The sequence below is a fragment of the Streptomyces sp. JNUCC 63 genome (assembly GCF_054366325.1).
This window is the reverse complement of record NZ_CM135963.1, coordinates 1,586,900-1,603,114: the sequence shown is the minus strand read 5'-3', so window position 1 is coordinate 1,603,114 and position 16,215 is coordinate 1,586,900. Positions and strand designations below refer to the sequence as shown.

General features: G+C 72.3%; 12 protein-coding genes. All 12 read right to left on the bottom strand.

The window, feature by feature from the left end; genetic code table 11:
- Positions 1-4: 4 nt before the first annotated feature.
- Positions 5-286: a CGNR zinc finger domain-containing protein gene (locus ACX25U_RS07215; protein ID WP_454389731.1), complete on the bottom strand. Its 282-nt coding sequence runs from the start codon at positions 284-286 to the stop codon at positions 5-7.
- A gap of 112 nt (positions 287-398) precedes the next feature.
- Positions 399-2,648 carry a cytochrome P450 gene (locus ACX25U_RS07210; protein ID WP_454389729.1) on the bottom strand — a complete coding sequence of 750 codons (2,250 nt, stop codon included), beginning with the start codon at positions 2,646-2,648 and terminating at the stop codon, positions 399-401.
- A 15-nt stretch (positions 2,649-2,663) separates the two neighbouring features.
- Positions 2,664-3,884, bottom strand: a complete 1,221-nt coding sequence (locus tag ACX25U_RS07205; RefSeq protein ID WP_454389727.1) for a serine hydrolase domain-containing protein — start codon at positions 3,882-3,884, stop codon at positions 2,664-2,666.
- Positions 3,885-3,897: 13 nt separating this feature from the next.
- Positions 3,898-4,710, bottom strand: coding sequence for an SDR family NAD(P)-dependent oxidoreductase (locus ACX25U_RS07200; RefSeq protein ID WP_454389726.1), 813 nt, complete (start codon positions 4,708-4,710; stop codon positions 3,898-3,900).
- Positions 4,711-4,983: 273 nt separating this feature from the next.
- Positions 4,984-5,601 (bottom strand): TetR/AcrR family transcriptional regulator, encoded by a 618-nt coding sequence (locus ACX25U_RS07195; RefSeq protein WP_454389724.1) that lies wholly within the window; start codon positions 5,599-5,601, stop codon positions 4,984-4,986.
- Positions 5,602-5,769: 168 nt separating this feature from the next.
- Positions 5,770-7,188 carry an amidohydrolase gene (locus ACX25U_RS07190; protein ID WP_454389722.1) on the bottom strand — a complete coding sequence of 473 codons (1,419 nt, stop codon included), beginning with the start codon at positions 7,186-7,188 and terminating at the stop codon, positions 5,770-5,772.
- A gap of 67 nt (positions 7,189-7,255) precedes the next feature.
- Positions 7,256-9,214, bottom strand: coding sequence for a TOMM precursor leader peptide-binding protein (locus ACX25U_RS07185; protein ID WP_454389720.1), 1,959 nt, complete (start codon positions 9,212-9,214; stop codon positions 7,256-7,258).
- Positions 9,211-9,966: an ABC transporter permease gene (locus tag ACX25U_RS07180; protein ID WP_454389718.1), complete on the bottom strand. Its 756-nt coding sequence runs from the start codon at positions 9,964-9,966 to the stop codon at positions 9,211-9,213. Before ACX25U_RS07180 ends, ACX25U_RS07185 begins: the two co-directional genes overlap by 4 nt.
- Positions 9,963-10,946 carry an ATP-binding cassette domain-containing protein gene (locus ACX25U_RS07175; protein ID WP_454389716.1) on the bottom strand — a complete coding sequence of 328 codons (984 nt, stop codon included), beginning with the start codon at positions 10,944-10,946 and terminating at the stop codon, positions 9,963-9,965. Before ACX25U_RS07175 ends, ACX25U_RS07180 begins: the two co-directional genes overlap by 4 nt.
- A gap of 46 nt (positions 10,947-10,992) precedes the next feature.
- A complete protein-coding gene (locus ACX25U_RS07170; RefSeq protein ID WP_454389715.1) occupies positions 10,993-12,150 on the bottom strand; it encodes a metalloprotease in 1,158 nt (385 codons plus the stop codon).
- Entirely contained in the window at positions 12,147-13,280 is a 1,134-nt protein-coding gene (locus ACX25U_RS07165) for a lantibiotic dehydratase C-terminal domain-containing protein (protein ID WP_454389713.1), read from the bottom strand. Before ACX25U_RS07165 ends, ACX25U_RS07170 begins: the two co-directional genes overlap by 4 nt.
- Positions 13,268-16,213, bottom strand: a complete 2,946-nt coding sequence (locus tag ACX25U_RS07160; protein ID WP_454389711.1) for a lantibiotic dehydratase — start codon at positions 16,211-16,213, stop codon at positions 13,268-13,270. The genes ACX25U_RS07165 and ACX25U_RS07160 overlap by 13 nt, the downstream gene beginning before the upstream one ends.
- Positions 16,214-16,215 lie beyond the last annotated feature (2 nt).

Genomic DNA, 16,215 nt, shown 5'->3' with positions numbered 1-16,215 from the left:
CCCGTCAGCCGGCGGTGATCGCCCGGCGGCGGGCCGTGTACCGGCGGGAGTTGGTGCGGTCGCCGCACACGCGCATGGAGCACCGGCGCCGGCTGCGGTCCTTCGAGGCGTCCCGGAAGACCCCGATGCACGTGTGTTCCGCGCAGCGCTTCGGCCGCTGGACCTGCCCGGTCGGTACCACCTCCGTCCAGGCGATGCCCAACTGGGCGAGTGCCGTGCCGGCCGGGGTCTGCCCCGGCACCGGGGCCGATGGCCGAGGCCGGTCGCCCCAGGTGTTCCGGCTCACGGCGACCAGGGCGGGCGACAGGCCGCCCGCCCGGCCGGCACGACGGGGAAGCCGGAGCGGACGCACCGGGTTCCGGCGCCGTCCGCCGTGCCGTCGGGTTCCTGATCCCGGCTCAGGCGTCCAGGACCAGGCGCGGGCAGCCTGTGGCCGCGCGGGACACGCAGATCATCATCGTGCCGTCGGCGGCCTGCTCCGCGGGGGTGAGGATCGAGTCGCGGTGGTCGGCGGCGCCGTGCAGGATCCGCGTCTCGCAGGTGCCGCACGTGCCTTCCTTGCAGGAGGACAGCGCGGTGATGCCGTGCTCCTCGGCGACCTGGAGGACGGACTTGCCCACCGGTACCCGGGCCCGGACACCGGACTGGGCGAACTCCACCTCGAAAGCCTCGTCGGGCGCGTCGCGCACCACCTTCCTGGGCGCGAACCGCTCGGTGTGCAGCGTGCCCGCCGGCCAGTGCGCCAGGGCGTCTTCGAGCGCCTTCAGCAGCGGCTCCGGACCGCACGCGTAGACGAGCGTGTCGGTCCGGACCGCGGCGAAGACGCCCGGCAGGTCCGGATGGCCGCACTCGTCCTGCGGGACCGGCTTCACCCGGTCGCCGTACTTCTCCAGCTCGTCGAGGAACGCCATGGACGAGCGGGTGCGACCGCCGTAGTGCAGCTCCCACTCGGCGCCCTCGGCCTGGGCCTTCTCGATCATCGGGAGGATCGGGGTGATGCCGATGCCGCCCGCGACGAAGACGTAGTGCGGGGAGGGCACGAACCTGAAGTTGTTGCGCGGCCAGCCCAGCCGGACGCGCGCGCCGACCTCGAACCGGTCGTGGATCGCCCGCGAGCCGCCCCGCCCGTCGGCCTCGCGCAGGACGCCCAGCCGCCACTCCTGCGGCTTCGACGGCGACGACGACAGGGAGTACTGCCGCACCAGGACGCCGCCGTCCACCGGCACGCGGACGTCGACGTGCGCGCCGGGTTCCCAGTCCGGCAGTGCATCGCCGTCCGGGTGGGCGAAGCGCAGCGCGACGACACCGTCGGCCGCCTTCTCCTTGCCGGTCAGGACGAGGTCCATCTCCCGCTTGACGCGCTTCTTCTGACGCTCGACGTCGGCGACGTCCCACACCACGGGCAGGGACAGACGCACCGGCAGCAGCGCCATCCTGGCGAAGTCGAGCGGGACCTCGTCGGCCGGGCGCAGGGAGGGCAGCCGCTCGAAGAGCACCCTGAGTCCCGTCGCGCCCTGGACACGGGCCAGCGCCTGGCCGAGACAGGTGTGCCGGCCGGCGGTGAAGGCCAGGTGGTCGGTGGGGTCCTCGCGGTGGATGTCGAACTCGAAGGGACGCTCGACGTGGGCGGGGTCGGTGTTGGCACTCGCCAGCGAGACCCAGATCATTTCGCCCTTCGAGATCCTCACGCCGGAGATCTCCATGTCGCGCATCGCCTTGCGGGAGGCGAAGGGCGACGACGGGCGGCGGCGCACGGTCTCCTCGAAGACGTTGGCCCACAGCGCCGGGTCCTCCAGCGCCTCCTCGATGAAGTGCGCCCTGTCACCGAGGAACAGCACGGCGTTCGCCATCGCCTGGGCGGTGGTGTCGGCACCGGCGAGAGCGAACTCGCACACATGCAGAGCCACTTGCGGAACGGTCAGGACGTACGCGCCGTCCTTGGTCCGCTGCGTCGCCATGTCGCTGATGAAGTCGTCGCCGGGGTTCTCGCGGCGCTCGGCGACCACGGCCTGCAGCCGTGCGAAGGACGACGCGAACCGCTCCCACACCTCGTCGAAGATCTCCGCCGGCATCTCCTCCTGGGCGGAGGAGAGCACCCGGCCCATGTCGCCGCGCAGTTGGCGCATCATGGCGTCGTGCTCCCAGCCCAGGCCCAGGTGGGCCAGGAGGGTCTGGGTGGTCAGCTCCAGGCAGTACTCCTCCATGAGGTCGGCCGAGCCCTGCGTCTCGATCTTGTCGAGGATGCGGTGGGCGCGCTCCTCGATCTGCGGGCGCAGCGCCTCCATGCGGTCCTGGGTGAATCCGCGCAGCGCCGCGTTGCGGTGGACGGTGTGCAGATCGGGATCCGTGCCCACGATCATCTCGGACATCAGGCCCTGCGGGACGACGTCGCGGTGCTTCTCCGGGACCTCGATCGTCGCGGTGTTGCCGGAGGAGGAGAACTCCTTCCAGTCGGCCAGTACGCGAAGGACGTCCTCGCGCCCGGTGACCACCCATGCGTTGAGCCACGGGTACCAGAACACCGGGTGCTCGTCGCGCACCTTGGCGAAGTGCGTCGACGGATCGCGGTAGTAGTCGTCGCTCATGGCGTCGAAGCCGTGCGCGACGGGGCAGCGGCCGGCGGCGGGCGGTGTCACGGTCTCGGTCATCGTCGGCTCCTTTCCTTACAGGGCCGCGGCCACGGCCATGGTCGACAGCTTCTGGAAGCGGGCGACGTTCTCGCTCTCCTCCATGACTCCGGCGGACAGGAACACGAAGGTGAGGTCGCGCTCGGGGTCGACCCAGAACAGCGACGATCCGGCGCCGTAGTTCCCGTGCGTGCGCGGCGAGGTGAAGGGGCCGAAGAAGCTGGGCGCGGTGCCCGTGCCGGAGAGCGAGAAGCCGAGGCCGAAGTTGCCGCGGGGTATCTCCCAGCCGCGGGCGGCCGCCATCTGCGCGTACAGGTCGTTCGGCATGTCGCCGGTCTGCAGGGTGGTGGCCTGGTCGACGATCGACGGAGCCAGCACCCACTGCCCGTCGTGCAGGCCGCGACGGCGGATCGTCTCGGCGAACGTGAAGACGTCGCGGGCCGTGGAGACGGAGCCCACCCACGGCATCTCCGCGTCCTCGGTGATGTGGTCGTTGAGGCACTCGATGTCGCTCGGCTGCAGGAACCCGCCCTCGGGCAGGTACGCCTTGAGCGGCACGGCCCGGTCCTTGAGCGCCGCCGGAAGGCCGAACGAGGTCTCGTCCATGCCCAGCGGATCGAAGATCAGCTCTCGGGCCAGGTCACGGAACGACGTGGCACCGTAGGCGCGGCGCACCATCTCGCCCATGAGCGCGTGGTTGATCGCCGGCGCGTAGTTGAGGTTGGTGCCGGGTTCGAACAGCACGTCCACCGTGGACAGGGCCTGGACGACGTCCGCGAGGACGCCGAAGCGGTCCGGTCCGAGCCCCGGGTTCGGGGTCGGCGGCATGCCGGAGCGGTGGGTGAGCAGGTGGACGAGGTTGATCTTGTCCTTGCGGAGCATGTGGAACGGGTCGGTTCCGAGGAACTCCGGGATCAGGTCCACGACGCGGGTGGAAAGGGCCAGCCTGCCCTCGCCGATCGCCCGCAGCGCCATCGCGTTGGTGAACGCCTTGGTCAGCGACAGCACGCGGAACACGGCATCGGGCCGCAACTCGCGGCCGGTGGCACGCTCGTGCCAGCCGAGCGTGGTGTCCACGACGACGTCCCCGCCACGGGCGAGGATCAGGTGCGCGCCGTCGTAGGTGCCGGCCGCGATGTCGCTCGTGATCTCGGCGACGAGCCGGTCGAGTGCGGTCCGGTCGATGTCGGCCCGGGAGACGACGTCCGGACCGGCGTCCCGTGCGACGGGGACGGTGGTGGAGGTGTCTGAGGTCATGGTCACCACCCCTTCACTGCATCACGAGCCCGCCCGAGGGCGAGATCGTCTGGCCGGTGTAGTACGAGCCGTCCTCGCCGGCGAGGAACAGGACCGTCTTGGCGATCTCCTCGGGCGTGGCGGTGCGGCGGATCGGCTGGAGACCGACGAGGAAGTCGATGAACTCGTCGTCGCTCTGCCGGAAGAGCGGGGTGTCGATGGCGCCCGGGGCGAGGGCGTTGACGCGAACGCCGAACGGGGCGAGCTCGACCGCGCTCTCGCGGGTGAGTCCGAGGACGGCGGCCTTCGAGGCCGGGTAGTAGGGCGGCATGGCCACACCCATCAGCGCCGCGGCCGAGGAGAAGTTGACGATGGCGCCGCCGCCGTTCTTCTTCAGCAGCGGGGTCGCGGCGCGCATCGTGTAGAAGGTGCCGTAGAGATTGATCTTCAGGACGCGGTCGAAGTCCTCGTCCGTGACGTGCTCGATGAACTCCGGGTCATGGCGGCGCCCCTGCTTCATCGCGAGGAAGCCCCTGTAGTTCTCCTCGTTGAGCGCTTCCAGAGCGGCGCGGTTCGGGGCGTTGACCCCGGCCGCGTTGACGAGGGTGTCGAGGCGGCCGTGGTCCGCCTCGACCCTGGCGAACGCCTCGCCGACGGCCCCGCTGTCGGCGATGTCGAAGGCGAGCGGCACCGCCCGTTCCAAGCCCTTGAAGGCATTCTCCAGGGCTTCGGCGGAGATGTCGGCGCCGTAGACGACGGCACCTTCCTCGTGGAACGCGCGAGCCACCGCGAGACCCATGCCGGATGCCGCTCCGGTGACGAACGCGACGTGATTGGCGAACTTCATCGTTCCTCCTGGACTCCCCGGGCACGAACATCGGGGGATCAACGTGTGACGAGGCTCCCACATTCACGAGACATGTGTCTAGCAAAAGTCTGTATGGCGAGTGTCGCACGCATCGCGGATCGCACGGTCCGGGCAGGGTGGACGCCGCTCGGGCGAAGGCGCGTCGGGCGTCAAGGCGGCTGGTGCCGGAGCAGGTTCTCCGGATTCATTGAATGGACAGGAGTCCACTCATCCCCAGTCCTTGCGGGGCTGCGTGGACGCGGGCGGCGCAGCTCAGGCCGGGTAGGCCGGATTTCCTCGCAGGGCGTGCGCGAGGGCGTCGGAGATTTCCAGGATGATCGCCTCGAAGAATGCGGGACGATCACGCACGACGCTGAAGTAGAACGCACGCTCGATCGTCATCACCAATGCGATGACCCGCGCCCGGGCCCGCTCCGCCGTCAACCCCTGTGTGGTGAGCCGGCCGGTCACGGCCGCCATCGCGTCAGCCAGCCGGCCGTACAGGGCGAACCACTCCTCGGCCACGGCCTCCTCGTTCGCCAGCGCCTGTTCCATGGCGGTGAACTCCATGCGGTGCCGACGCCACAGGGCGGCGTGCTCCCGCAGCCACTGCTCGGTGGCGGAGGGTGTGGGATCGGTCAGGGAGAGCTGTTCGTAGGACGCGACCACCTCTGGCTCGATATCGCGCATGAGCTCGACGACGATCTCCGCTTTGGAGCGGAAGTGCAGGTAGAACGTGGCCCGTGAGACGTGCGCCGCACGCGCGACGGCGTCCGCGGTCGTCGCCGTGTAACCCTGCGCCACGAACAGGCCGCGCGCGGCGTAGATCAACGCGGCACGTGTGCGGCGCTTCTGCTCGGCGCGTGACACGCGGGCCGTCTTCTCCGCCAACGGGCAACCTTTCTGAACCGGCGTCCACACACTCTACCGAAGCGTGTCACCAGCGGAAACAAGGGAAAAGGAAGATCGCGAAGTCCTCTGTCGGCGGCGCTGGAGCCGGAGTGTGCCGGGACTGGCTCGGTTCCTCGGGCGGGAATCCGGATCCTGGGCGCCGGTCTCTCACACGGCGGCGAACCGGTCGAGTGCCGCACTTGTCAGCGCGGCGATCGCGGGGCGCAGGGCGCTGCCGATGTGAGGGGCGAAGTACGGGGAGTGGTTCGGAGCCGGTGGTGGTGAGGCTTCGGAGCCGTCGGCCGTTGCCCGGCGCCATTCGTCCGCGCCCACCACGCCCAGCATCCAGTAGACCAGCGGGACCCCGTGCTGCCCGTGGACACCGGCTCCGGCGTCCCCGAACAGCGGGAAGTCCTCCGTGGCCATCGATCCCGGCCAGGGCAGGACCCGCCCGGGCCCCAGGAGTCGGGTGTGGGCACGCCGTATCGAGTCGGTGGTGTGCGGGTCGCACCGCAGGGCCGCCGAGCGGGAGGTGACGGTCACCTCGGGTTCTCGGGGGGCGCCCGCGGCGGCGCCCTCGGCGAGGACGATGCGGCGCACCGCGGCCAGCGCCCGGTCGAGGGACGCCTCGCTCGACGCGCGGACCCCGATGCCGAGCGCGGCGCTGTCCGGTATGACGTTGGCGGCCGTTCCGGCCCGCAGCGTGCCCACGGTCAGCGTCACCTGGTCGGCGGGCGCGGTCTCGCGGGCGACGATGTTCTGGAGCCGGGTGACGACGGCGGCCGCGGCGACGACCGGATCCACCGCCAGGTGCGGGGTGGCGGCGTGACCGCCCTGTCCGTGCAGCACCACGTCGAGCACCGCGGCGGCCGCCGCCATCGGTGTCCCTTCCGCCGCGTGCGCGACCGTGCCGGAGGGCAGTGGCGCGGCATGCTGGGCGAGGACGACGCCGGGTCTGCCGAACCGTTCGTACAGTCCGTCGCGCAGCATGGCCTCGGCCCCGCCGAGCGTCTCCTCGGCCGGCTGTCCCACCACCAGCAGGGTGCCCCGCCACCGGTCGGACAGGCGGGCGAGCAGGTCCGCGGCCCCGGCCGCCGCGGCCAGGTGCAGGTCGTGGCCGCACGCGTGCATGGCGTCGGTGCGGCTGGCGTAGGGCAGCCCGGTCCGCTCGCGGATCGGGAGCGCGTCGAGCTCCGCCCGCAGCCAGACGCGGGGTCCGTCCCCGTTGCGGAGCACGCCGACGACGCCGTGGCCGCCCACCCCGTGGGTGATGTCGCAGCCCGCCGCCGCGAGTCGCTCGGCGAAGCGGTCCGCGGTGCGGGCCTCCTGTCCGGACGGTTCCGGATGCGCGTGCAGGTCCAGGTAGAGGGAGAGGGCGGGCCGCAGAACGTCCCCGGCGCGGGTGAGGAGGTTCTCCGCGTCCGGTGGCGGCGAGCCGTGATCGGCCGCGGGCGGGGCGTGGTGGCCGACCGGGGCCGGGGCCGGTGCCGGGACTGGGGCGTGATGGCCGACCGGGGCCGGTGCCGGGACTGGGGCGTGGTGGCCGACCGGGGCCGGGACTGGGGCGTGGTGGGACGGCGGGTTCATCGGCGGACTCCGGGGAACGGCCGGGCCTCCACCGCGGCGCGGGGAGGCCCGGGTTGGGGAGACGGGGTCACGGGAAGGGATGCGGGGCCCGGCGGATCTCCGCGTCGGTGAGGTCGCGGTCCCGGTGTCCGCCGCGGCGCAGCGCGGTGCGCAGCCGGGGCATCAGCAGGGCCCGCTGCCGGTTCCAGCCGAAGTCGATCGGCAGCAGTCCCGGCACCACCGTACTGACCGTCCGCAGCCCCATCCGCTCCTGCTCGGGCGAGGTCTGGTCGACGACGACGACGTCATGGCCCGCCCGGACCAGTTCGTCCCTGACCACGGCGACGTCGTCGCGCAGGTCGCCGGTGCGGGGACGGCCGTGGTGCTCCCAGTCCCGGTACACCTCGTCGAAGGGGCGGGCCTCGGACGGTTCCAGACAGCCGCGCGCGTACTCGGCCATGCGGGGCAGCCCGTAGAGCTGGGGGTGGTCCTTCAGATGGCGTACCAGGAAGAAGTCGTCGGCCATGGCCTCCAGTTCGCCGCGGCGCTCGGCGGTCTGCCGGGCCAGGTGCGGGATGTAGCTCAGCACCTCGGACAGCGCCCCCTCGACCGCGGCCCTCGGGTCCAGCGAGGCCGCGGCCGCGAAGGACAGGGTGCCCGGGCCCCCGTCCCGGCGGACGCCGACCACGGTGACGGCCGGGATCGCCAGGTCGATCCGGTTGTCGAAGACGTGCACGTCGTAGCCCTGCAGGGCGGCCCGCTCGGCCATGGCGGCGGCCGTGGGACTGCCGACCGTCCCCAGGTCGATGCGGGGCAGCCGGGCCGCGCCGTACCAGCCGTTCAGGAAGGAGTCGCGCTCGACGAGTTCGAGCAGGCCGCCCAGGACCGCCTCCTCCAGGCAGCCGCCGATGGCACAGCCGTTGGAGCACTCGAAGACGAAGTTGTCGTCGGCCAACGGGATGCTGTAGTAGACCAGCCGCGACGGCACCAGCACGGGGCGCTCGTCCCGCAGCGACCAGCCCCACTCCCAGGGGATGGGACGGCCGGGGTCGAACGGCTCGACGAAGGGGTCGTCGCGGTAGGTTTCGTCGCTGTACAGACCGCACACCGCGGGGTCGACCGCGTCGGCCCTCAGCTCGTCGTAGGAGCCGACCACCGGCGCGGAGCCGCCGCGCCGGTGGGTGCCCGCGTACCGTTCCAGGCCCTCCAGGAACGCGAGCCGGCGGCTGGTGGCGAAGGAGTTCTCCTGCCCGCTCCAGGTGACGTCGTGGAGTCCCGCGTACCCCCGGACGAACACGCTGCCGGCCACCGGAGCGGTGGTGGACGAGGTGACGTCGGTCCAGGTGCCGGCCCCCAGGGCGCCGCAGACCGGGTTGGCCAGGGCGTCGGTGGGGAGCGGGTAGGCGAAGGCCGAGCGCAGCCGGTAGGTGCCGGGGTCCGGTTTGGGACGCGGGGCGAGGGTGAGCGGCCGGACGTCGTTCGCTGCCTGGGGCCGGGCGCGGGGGCCGCAGTCGGGGCAGAGCGGGTCGGCGAGCAGTGGGAACGTCCTGATCAGCAGGTTCGCCAGGTCCAGCCGGGTCACCTGGGGCAGGGCGCGGTCCGCCGGCTGTTCGGCGGGGGGCACCGGGCGGGGCCCGCGCAGCAGGGCCTCGCACAGCGCGGCCACGGTGTCCTGGACGTGACCGGTGAGCAGCGGCCAGGCGCCGGCCGGGCGGGGCCCGTCCGGGCCGCCGGTCTCCAGGGCGTTGCGCTCGCTGCGGCTGCGCAGCCGCTGCCACCGTACGGCGAGGCAGCGGCCGCAGGCGGGTGCGCTGCCGTCGCCTCCCCAGGGGCCGAGCAGGATCGCCGAGGCGCTGACGTGGACCAGCGCCGTCGGCCGGTCCGCGGCCCAGGGGTCCGGGGCTCCGGCGTCGCCACCCCCCGCGCCGACGGCACCGACCGGCACGACCCGTGGGGCGTCGGCGCCGAAGCGGCCCTCCAGGAACGCCTGGAGGGCGTCGCGGGCCTCCTCCATCGGATGCGCGGGCAGCCGGGTCGCGGTGCTCATGAGCTCTTCGTCCAGCGGAAGACACGCGCCGCGACGGCCCCGAAGACGACGGCGAACGCGACGAGCCCGGCGCACCCCACGCCGATGTCGGAGAGGTCGCCGCGGCCGGTCAGGGCGGCCGACACCGCGTCGTTGAGATAGCGCAGCGGCATGATCAGCGAGATCTTCTGCAGCCAGTCCGGCATGGCGTCCAGCGGGAAGAACGACCCGGACAGGAAGGCCATGGGCAGCATCAGGAAGTTGGCGATGCCGGCGACCGACTCCGGAGTGTCGGCGATGCTGCCGACGATCACCCCGAGCAGCAGGAAGGTGGTGATGCCGAGGATCATGACGGGAATCAGCAGGGGCCACCGGGACGCGGGCACCAGGTCGAACCCGGGAAGCATCGCCACCCCGACGAACAGGACCGACTGGACGAGTCCCACGCCCAGGGCGAGGACGTAGCGGGACCCGATGACGGAGGACAGGGGGGCGGGCGACATGCGGATCATGCGGAGGATGTCGTCCGCGCGCCACTGCATCAGCGTGAACCCGATGCCGAAGACGGCGGCGTTGGCGACGCCCCAGGAGAGCACTCCGGCGGCGGTGTAGGAGAGGTAGGAGAAGCCGCTCTGCTCGACGTCCCGGCCGCGGAAGATCAGTCCGAAGACGACGAGGAAGATCAGCGGGAAGGCGAAGGTGAAGAAGACGGTCGTCTTGTCGCGGACCTGGGCGCGGTAGCCCGCCGCGGTCAGCGCGGTGTAGGCGCTCATGCCTGCTGCTCCTGGTTGTTCGTGTTGTCCGTGGTGAGGGGGGTCTGGGCCCGGCTCTGCCGGGCGGTGATGTCGAGGTAGACGTCCTCGAGGCTGGGGGTGCGGGTCTGCACACCGTCCAGACCGGTGAGGGGGTCGAGGGCGGCGAGCACCCGGCCGGTGGCCCGGGTCTCCAGGACGAGGTGCCCGCCCTGCACGGTGACGCCGTCCACGCCGGGAAGAGAGGCGGCCTTCTGCTCGTCGATCCGGCCGAGCGGGACCAGCAGCCGGCTGGTGGCGCCGAAGGTTCCGATCAGGTGCTGCGGTGCGTCGGTGACGACGAGCCGGCCGGCCACCAGGATGCCCACGCGGTCGCAGAGCGCCTCCGCCTCGTCCAGGTGGTGTGTGGTGTACACGATGGTCCGGCCCTCCGCCTTGAGACCCCGCAGGACCTCCCACAGATCGCGGCGGCCCTCCGGGTCGAGCGCGGCGGTCGGCTCGTCGAGGAAGATCAGCTCGGGTCCGTGGACCAGCGCGGAGGCGATGGCGAGCCGCTGCCGCTGGCCGCCGGAGAGGTCGTCGACCCGGACGTCGTGCCGCCCGCCGAGGCCCACGGCGTCGAGGGTGGCGTCGACGGCCTCGCGGTCCGCGCCGAACAGCGCCGCGACGGTACGCAGGTGCTCGTGGACGGTCTGCCGCACGAAGAAGGCCGAGGACTGGGTCTGCACGCCCATGCGCGGCAGCAGGCCGGTGTTGCGCGGCCAGGGCGACTCGCCGAACACCGTGACCGAGCCGGAGTCGGCCTTGCGCAGCCCTTCCATGATCTCCACCAGGGTGGACTTTCCGGCCCCGTTGGGGCCGAGCAGCCCGAAGAACTCGCCGCGCCGGACGTCCAGGGAGACGCCGTCGACGGCTCGCCGGTCGCCGTAACTCTTGGTCACGTCGCTGACCGTGACGGCCGGTTGGGCTCCGTGGTCTGGGGTGGGGGAGGTGGAGCTCATAGGGGTACCTCATTCATGAGTTGCGTGATCTTTCGAGGTCGGGACGTCATCGGAGCAGCAGGAGAACGACGGCGGTGCAGGTGCCGGCCGCCGCGAGCAGCACCAGGGCGACCGCTGTGGCGGCGTAGGAGGTGTAGAGACGGCGGGCGCGCCGCGGGTAGGCGGCGACGGCGTCCCGCCCGCGCCGGCGCAGGGCCAGGTAGGTCCGGGTCTCCGGGGCGAGGTTGGCGGTGCCCAGGGCGTGGCCGAGCATGCGGTACCCGTCCAGCGGCGGCAGCGGGACCAGGTTGCTCAGGGCCTGCACGATGCCGACGAAGAGCATCCCGGTGAGCGGCCGGTGGCCCGGGTCGGCCGGGTCCAGCAGGGCCCACCAGAGCGCGAAGGGCAGCAGGAGCACCAGGTTGACGTGCGCGCCCGCGGCGGCGACCACCAGCTTCGCCCGCAGGCCGGGCAGGAACAGGTAGTTGTCGACCGTGCAGTACATCATCATGGCCGGGAACCGCCAGCGCAGCCCGATCTCGGTGACCACACCGCCGTAGTGCCGGGCGGCGATGCCGTGGGCGAGTTCGTGCAGGCAGATGCTGAACCAGAGGAAGACCGCGAACGGGATCAGCAGGAGGGGGCGGGTCAGCAGGTCCAGTGTGCCGTCGAGGAGCAGCGACGGATCTGCGAGCACGGCGACGATCATAACCAATACCGCGGCCACCAGCGGCAGTTGGACCCATGGGCGGAGCAGCGGGCGCAGCAGTCGGTGGAGGCGTCCGGTGGTCGTGTGGGCGTCGGCGACGGTCCGCCGGCTGCCCTTCCAGAAGGTGCCGGTGCGGGCCGGGGGCGGCTCGGGCGGCGCGGGGTCCGGGGATCCCGCGAGCAGTCCGCGGGTGCCGAGCAGGCCGAGCAGCCGGGTCCACTGCTCCTCGGGGAGCCTGCGGCGGAAGCGGGCCGCGTACTCGGACACGACGTCGTCGAGGTTCCGGGTGCCGTCGAGCCGGCTGATGACGAAGTGCTCCTTGGGACCGACCTCGAACGCGGCGCCGCTGACCGGGTGTTTGACGAGGTGGACGGTACGCGGGCCGCGCAGCAGGGGCGGACCGACCAGTACGCCCGGGCGCAGGGCGGGCCGGTAGGCGCGGGCGGTGGCGGAACGGTCCGCGGGGGAGCGATCGGCGGTGGTTCGGTCGGTGGCGGAGCGGTCGGTGGCGCTCATGAGACCGCCTGCCGCCCGCCGGCCGGCTCGCGCAGGACCCGGCCCAGGATGAAGGCCAGGTACGCCTCGTCCCGGATCGTCACATGCAGCCGGTTGTTGGTCATGTGCATGTATGGCGACAGCAGACGGGGCAGCACCGCCGGCACATGGGTGACGGTCACCAGGGGAGCCGCGTCGGGGTCCTCGGCGCGCTCCTGGCCGGCGTCCTCGCGGGCCGGGCCGTCCCAGGCGGGGAAGGCGAGTTCGCCGCGCTCGGTGAGGTCCACCACCCTCTCGCGCAGCTCCAGGCAGTGCTCGGCCCAGCGGCGCAGGAACGCCGGCAGCCGGGTCAGGTCGCCGCTCGCCACGGCCTGCCTGAGCTGTGCGAACCGGGCGCCGAGGGAGGGCGCCATGCGCTCGTAGGTGCGCTCGTACTCGGTGGATCCGATGAAGTTGGTACCGGGGAACAGCCGGTGCCAGAAGGCGTAGTAGGAGTCGAGGTAGTCCGCGAGCCGCTCCTCCTCGGGGAGGAAGCAGCTCGCCATCACCATCATCAGCTGGGCGGAGGTCCCGAGCAGCACCGTCCGCAGGTGCAGGTTCATGTTCCGGTACGCCTCCAGGACCAGGTCGCTGGAGTGCCGGAAGTGCCATTCGGCGAGGTCCACGCCGGCCGGTCCGCCGTACTTGGCGTACTCGGGGGCGTAGACCTCGCAGGAGAAGGAGTTGTTCGGCCTGAGGTTCATCCGGCCGTCCGCACCCATGTACTTGGCCCGGTCCTCACCCGGGAACTCGATGTCGAACAGGGCGTTGTAGAAGTCCTTGAGGAAGCCCGAGTCGACCTCGTAGAGCGCGGGACGGGTCTTCAGGAAGCCGCTGATCGCCTCCTCGGCGCGGCGGCGCACCTCGGCTCCGGCGTCGGGGCCGCTCGGGCGCAGGCGCAGCCTCACGTGCGGCCCCTCCAGCCAGTAGTTGATGAAGAAGTAGCCGGACAGCAGACCGTCCTCGGTGAGCCGGTCGACCAGCGGACGGACGCAGTTGACCAGCAGTGGCTGGGGGTTGGCGGCGTAGAAGACGTGCAGCGCCAGCCAGGGCGGGGGTTCGGTGCCCTCGGGGGCCGGCCGGAAGGACGCGGGCTCGGTCAGTTCGGGCATGACGGTGCGACCTCCGGGTCGGACTGCGGCAGTTGGCGGGTGGTGAAGGTCTCCACGGCGAGTTCGGCCACGTGCCGGCCGCGCCGGGAGGTGAGGTGGAGCCCGTCCTCGGCGGGGAGCATCTCCCGGAAGGCCACCCGGGTGCCCGGCTTCCGCTCCACCAGGGCGTCGAACGCGGCCAGGGAGAGCGGGCTGTCGAAGTCGACGTAGACGGGCTTGGCCCCGATCGGGCCCCGGTCGGCGTGGGAGACCGTGGCGAAGCAGCGGTCGGGCAGGCCGTGGGCGCGCTGCCAGCGCCGGTATTCCAGGTAGTACTCCTCCTCCCCGGCTCCGGGGCGGCGGGCCGGCAGGACCTCCGCGTCCGCGGTCCAGCTGCGCCGGCCGACCACCACGTTCCCGTGCCGGACCCGGGGCCTGCGGGTGACGCCGTTCTCGGCCTCGCCCTCGGGCACCCCCGCCCACACGTCGAAGGGGGCCATGGTGCTGGGGGAGAGGAGGAGCAGGGTGCGCGGGATCTCGGGGAGCGCGATCGGTACGAGATAGCCGAGGTAGACCGGTACGACCTCACGGTCGAGGCGGCGGGAGCGGAGCACCAGGCGGCCGGCCGCCTCGTCGTGGACGACGTGGAGGTCGTCGAGGTGGATCCGGGCGTCCTCGGGCACGGAGCTGGTCTCGCCCGGGCAGACGATCTGGTGGTCGGTCAGCCGGCCGTGCAGGTTCAGGTTGCTGGTGACCGGCCCGCCGGTGACCTCCGCGAACACGGCGCCGTCCGGCCGGCGGGCCGCCATCTCCTCGCGCAGGGCGCCGGAGAAGCCGGGTGCCGCCGGGTCCGCGGCCGGTCCGGTGCCGTCGTAGAGGTGGGTGAACCGGCTGAAGGGGAAGGCCAGTCCGCCGTAGGACTTGTTGAGGACGACCAGGGGCCGGCCACCGGTCGGCCGGGACAACTGGAGGTGGTGGCTCTGCGGCGTGAAGTGACCTGTGAGAGGGGCGAGTTCACCGGCGGTTTCGGAGAGCAGCCCGGCCGGCAGCTCGATCTCCTCGGCCTCGTGCGCCGCACTGTCCCGCCACAGGGCGCGCATGCCCTCGTGGAAGTGGCGACGGGCCCGGTCGAGGGCCTTCATCTCGCTCTGCCCGAGCCAGTTCTCCTCGGGCACGTAGGCGCCGTTCTCGTCGAAGGAGGCGCGCTTGGAGGTGAAGGACACGTACTGGTCGAAGAAGTCCTCGTGGAAGTCGTGGACCAGGCCGAGCAGGTCGTCACAGCGCCCGCCACGGCCGTAGCGGGCGATGAAGAAGCCGAGCAGGGTGACGCGCTGAGGGAGCGTCAGGTCGAAGAGCGGCAGAATGCCCTCGACGGCCCGCAGGGCCCGGCCGGTCTCCCCGCTCAGCACGGCGGGCCCGCAGACCAGGTCGTCGCCCGTGCTGACGTCCTCGTACACCAGGGTCTGCGGAAGGACCGGCTCGGACGCCCCCAGTTCCCGCTGTGCGTCGAGGAGTTGACCGCGCAGGGTGCTCAGCAGGGTGCGGCGTTCACCGACGTCGGCCTTGGGGTAGCGGGCGAGGCAGTCGGCCGGGCCGTCCAGCAGGTCGGCCAGCCGGTCGGCCCACGACGCCCCGAGGGAGCGCAGGGCGTCCTGGTAGGAGCGCAGCGGGTCGCGGCTGTGCACGTCCGCGCGGAGCACCGGCACCTGCACCATGCCGAGGTCCAGGAGGGCCGACGCGTACCGTTCGCACTCGTCGCGTCCCGCGTCGTGCTCGCTCTCCAGCCAGTCCACCAGGTCCCGGTGGCGTACCGGAGTCTCATGGCCGCCGAGCCATTCCAGGAGGCGTTCCAGGGTGCCGCTGCTGCGCAGGAAGAACAGCCGGTCGCGGACCGCGTCGAAGGTGACGGCGGCGCTGTCGTCGCCCGCGGTCATCACATGACGTACGTAGCGGATGCGGTCGGCGTCGCGTCCCCAGCCCGGGGAGAGGACCACCGGCAGGTCCTGGCGGCGCCCGGGGCCGGCCATGATCAGTTCGGTCAGCCGGGCCAGCACCACCACGTTGAGCCGTACGTGGCTCACCCAGTCCTCGCCGGTGTGCAGCGCGGCTCCGTCGTCCGCCGGGTCGCCCGCGAAGGTGCCGAGGCCGATGCCGGTGAAGGTGCTGAAGGGGCTGGTCTTGCAGGCCGTGCGGTACAGGTAGGTCAGCGCGGAACGCTCGATCTTGCGCAGGCGGTTGCCCGGCCGCGGGCCGGTGTCGCGCAGGTAGGCGTCCAGCCGGCCGTCGAGGGCGGGCGAGGCGAGCAGCAGGCCGAGGCGCAGCCGGTCGTCGGCCAGCACACCGCGCAACGCGCTGCGGCTTTCCTCGAGTTCGCCGGCGAGCAGGTCCGCTCCGGTGGCCCGCAGCTCCTCCAGACGGGCACGGTCCCGCAGCCACTGGGCGGTGTGCCGGCCGGTCTCCCGGTCCAGCTCCGTCACCAGGCGGACGGCGGCCTCGGGGTCGGTCGGCAGCCGGTTGTTGAAGACCTGCCGCCGCAGATTGAGCAGGCCGCGGCGCACGGCGGCGTCGCCCGCGTCCTCGTCGGGACCGGTGGTCGACTTGACCAGGGTGTGCAGCAGGTCGCTGAGGGCCGCTCCGGCGGCCGTCAGGCGTTCCTCCTCGTCCAGCACGGCGTCGGCCCAGCGGCGGGTGCCGGGGCAGCGCAGGCCGTGCACGGTCTCGATGGGCAGGCCGGCCGCGCGGAGCACGAAGCGCCTGCCGGGCTCCCAGTGGATCCCGGGCTCCGTGGTGGCGCCTGCGCCGGTGCCCGCGTCGGTGTCCGTGGTGGCGCCTGCGCCGGTGCCCGCGTCGGTGTCCGTGGCGGTGTCCGTGGCGGTGCCCGCGTCGGTGTCCGTGGCGGTGTCCGTGGCGGTGCCCGCGTCGGTGTCCGTGGCGCCGGACTCTATGGGTGTCATGG

Bases quoted from the DNA above. Each gene is read 5' to 3' on its own strand.
- ACX25U_RS07210 (WP_454389729.1), bottom strand. From the start codon at position 2,648: ATGACCGAGACCGTGACACCGCCCGCCGCCGGCCGCTGCCCCGTCGCG.
- ACX25U_RS07205 (WP_454389727.1), bottom strand. From the start codon at position 3,884: ATGACCTCAGACACCTCCACCACCGTCCCCGTCGCACGGGACGCCGGT.
- ACX25U_RS07200 (WP_454389726.1), bottom strand. From the start codon at position 4,710: ATGAAGTTCGCCAATCACGTCGCGTTCGTCACCGGAGCGGCATCCGGC.
- ACX25U_RS07190 (WP_454389722.1), bottom strand. From the start codon at position 7,188: ATGAACCCGCCGTCCCACCACGCCCCAGTCCCGGCCCCGGTCGGCCAC.
- ACX25U_RS07185 (WP_454389720.1), bottom strand. From the start codon at position 9,214: ATGAGCACCGCGACCCGGCTGCCCGCGCATCCGATGGAGGAGGCCCGC.
- ACX25U_RS07180 (WP_454389718.1), bottom strand. From the start codon at position 9,966: ATGAGCGCCTACACCGCGCTGACCGCGGCGGGCTACCGCGCCCAGGTC.
- ACX25U_RS07175 (WP_454389716.1), bottom strand. From the start codon at position 10,946: ATGAGCTCCACCTCCCCCACCCCAGACCACGGAGCCCAACCGGCCGTC.
- ACX25U_RS07170 (WP_454389715.1), bottom strand. From the start codon at position 12,150: ATGAGCGCCACCGACCGCTCCGCCACCGACCGAACCACCGCCGATCGC.
- ACX25U_RS07165 (WP_454389713.1), bottom strand. From the start codon at position 13,280: ATGCCCGAACTGACCGAGCCCGCGTCCTTCCGGCCGGCCCCCGAGGGC.
- ACX25U_RS07160 (WP_454389711.1), bottom strand. From the start codon at position 16,213: ATGACACCCATAGAGTCCGGCGCCACGGACACCGACGCGGGCACCGCC.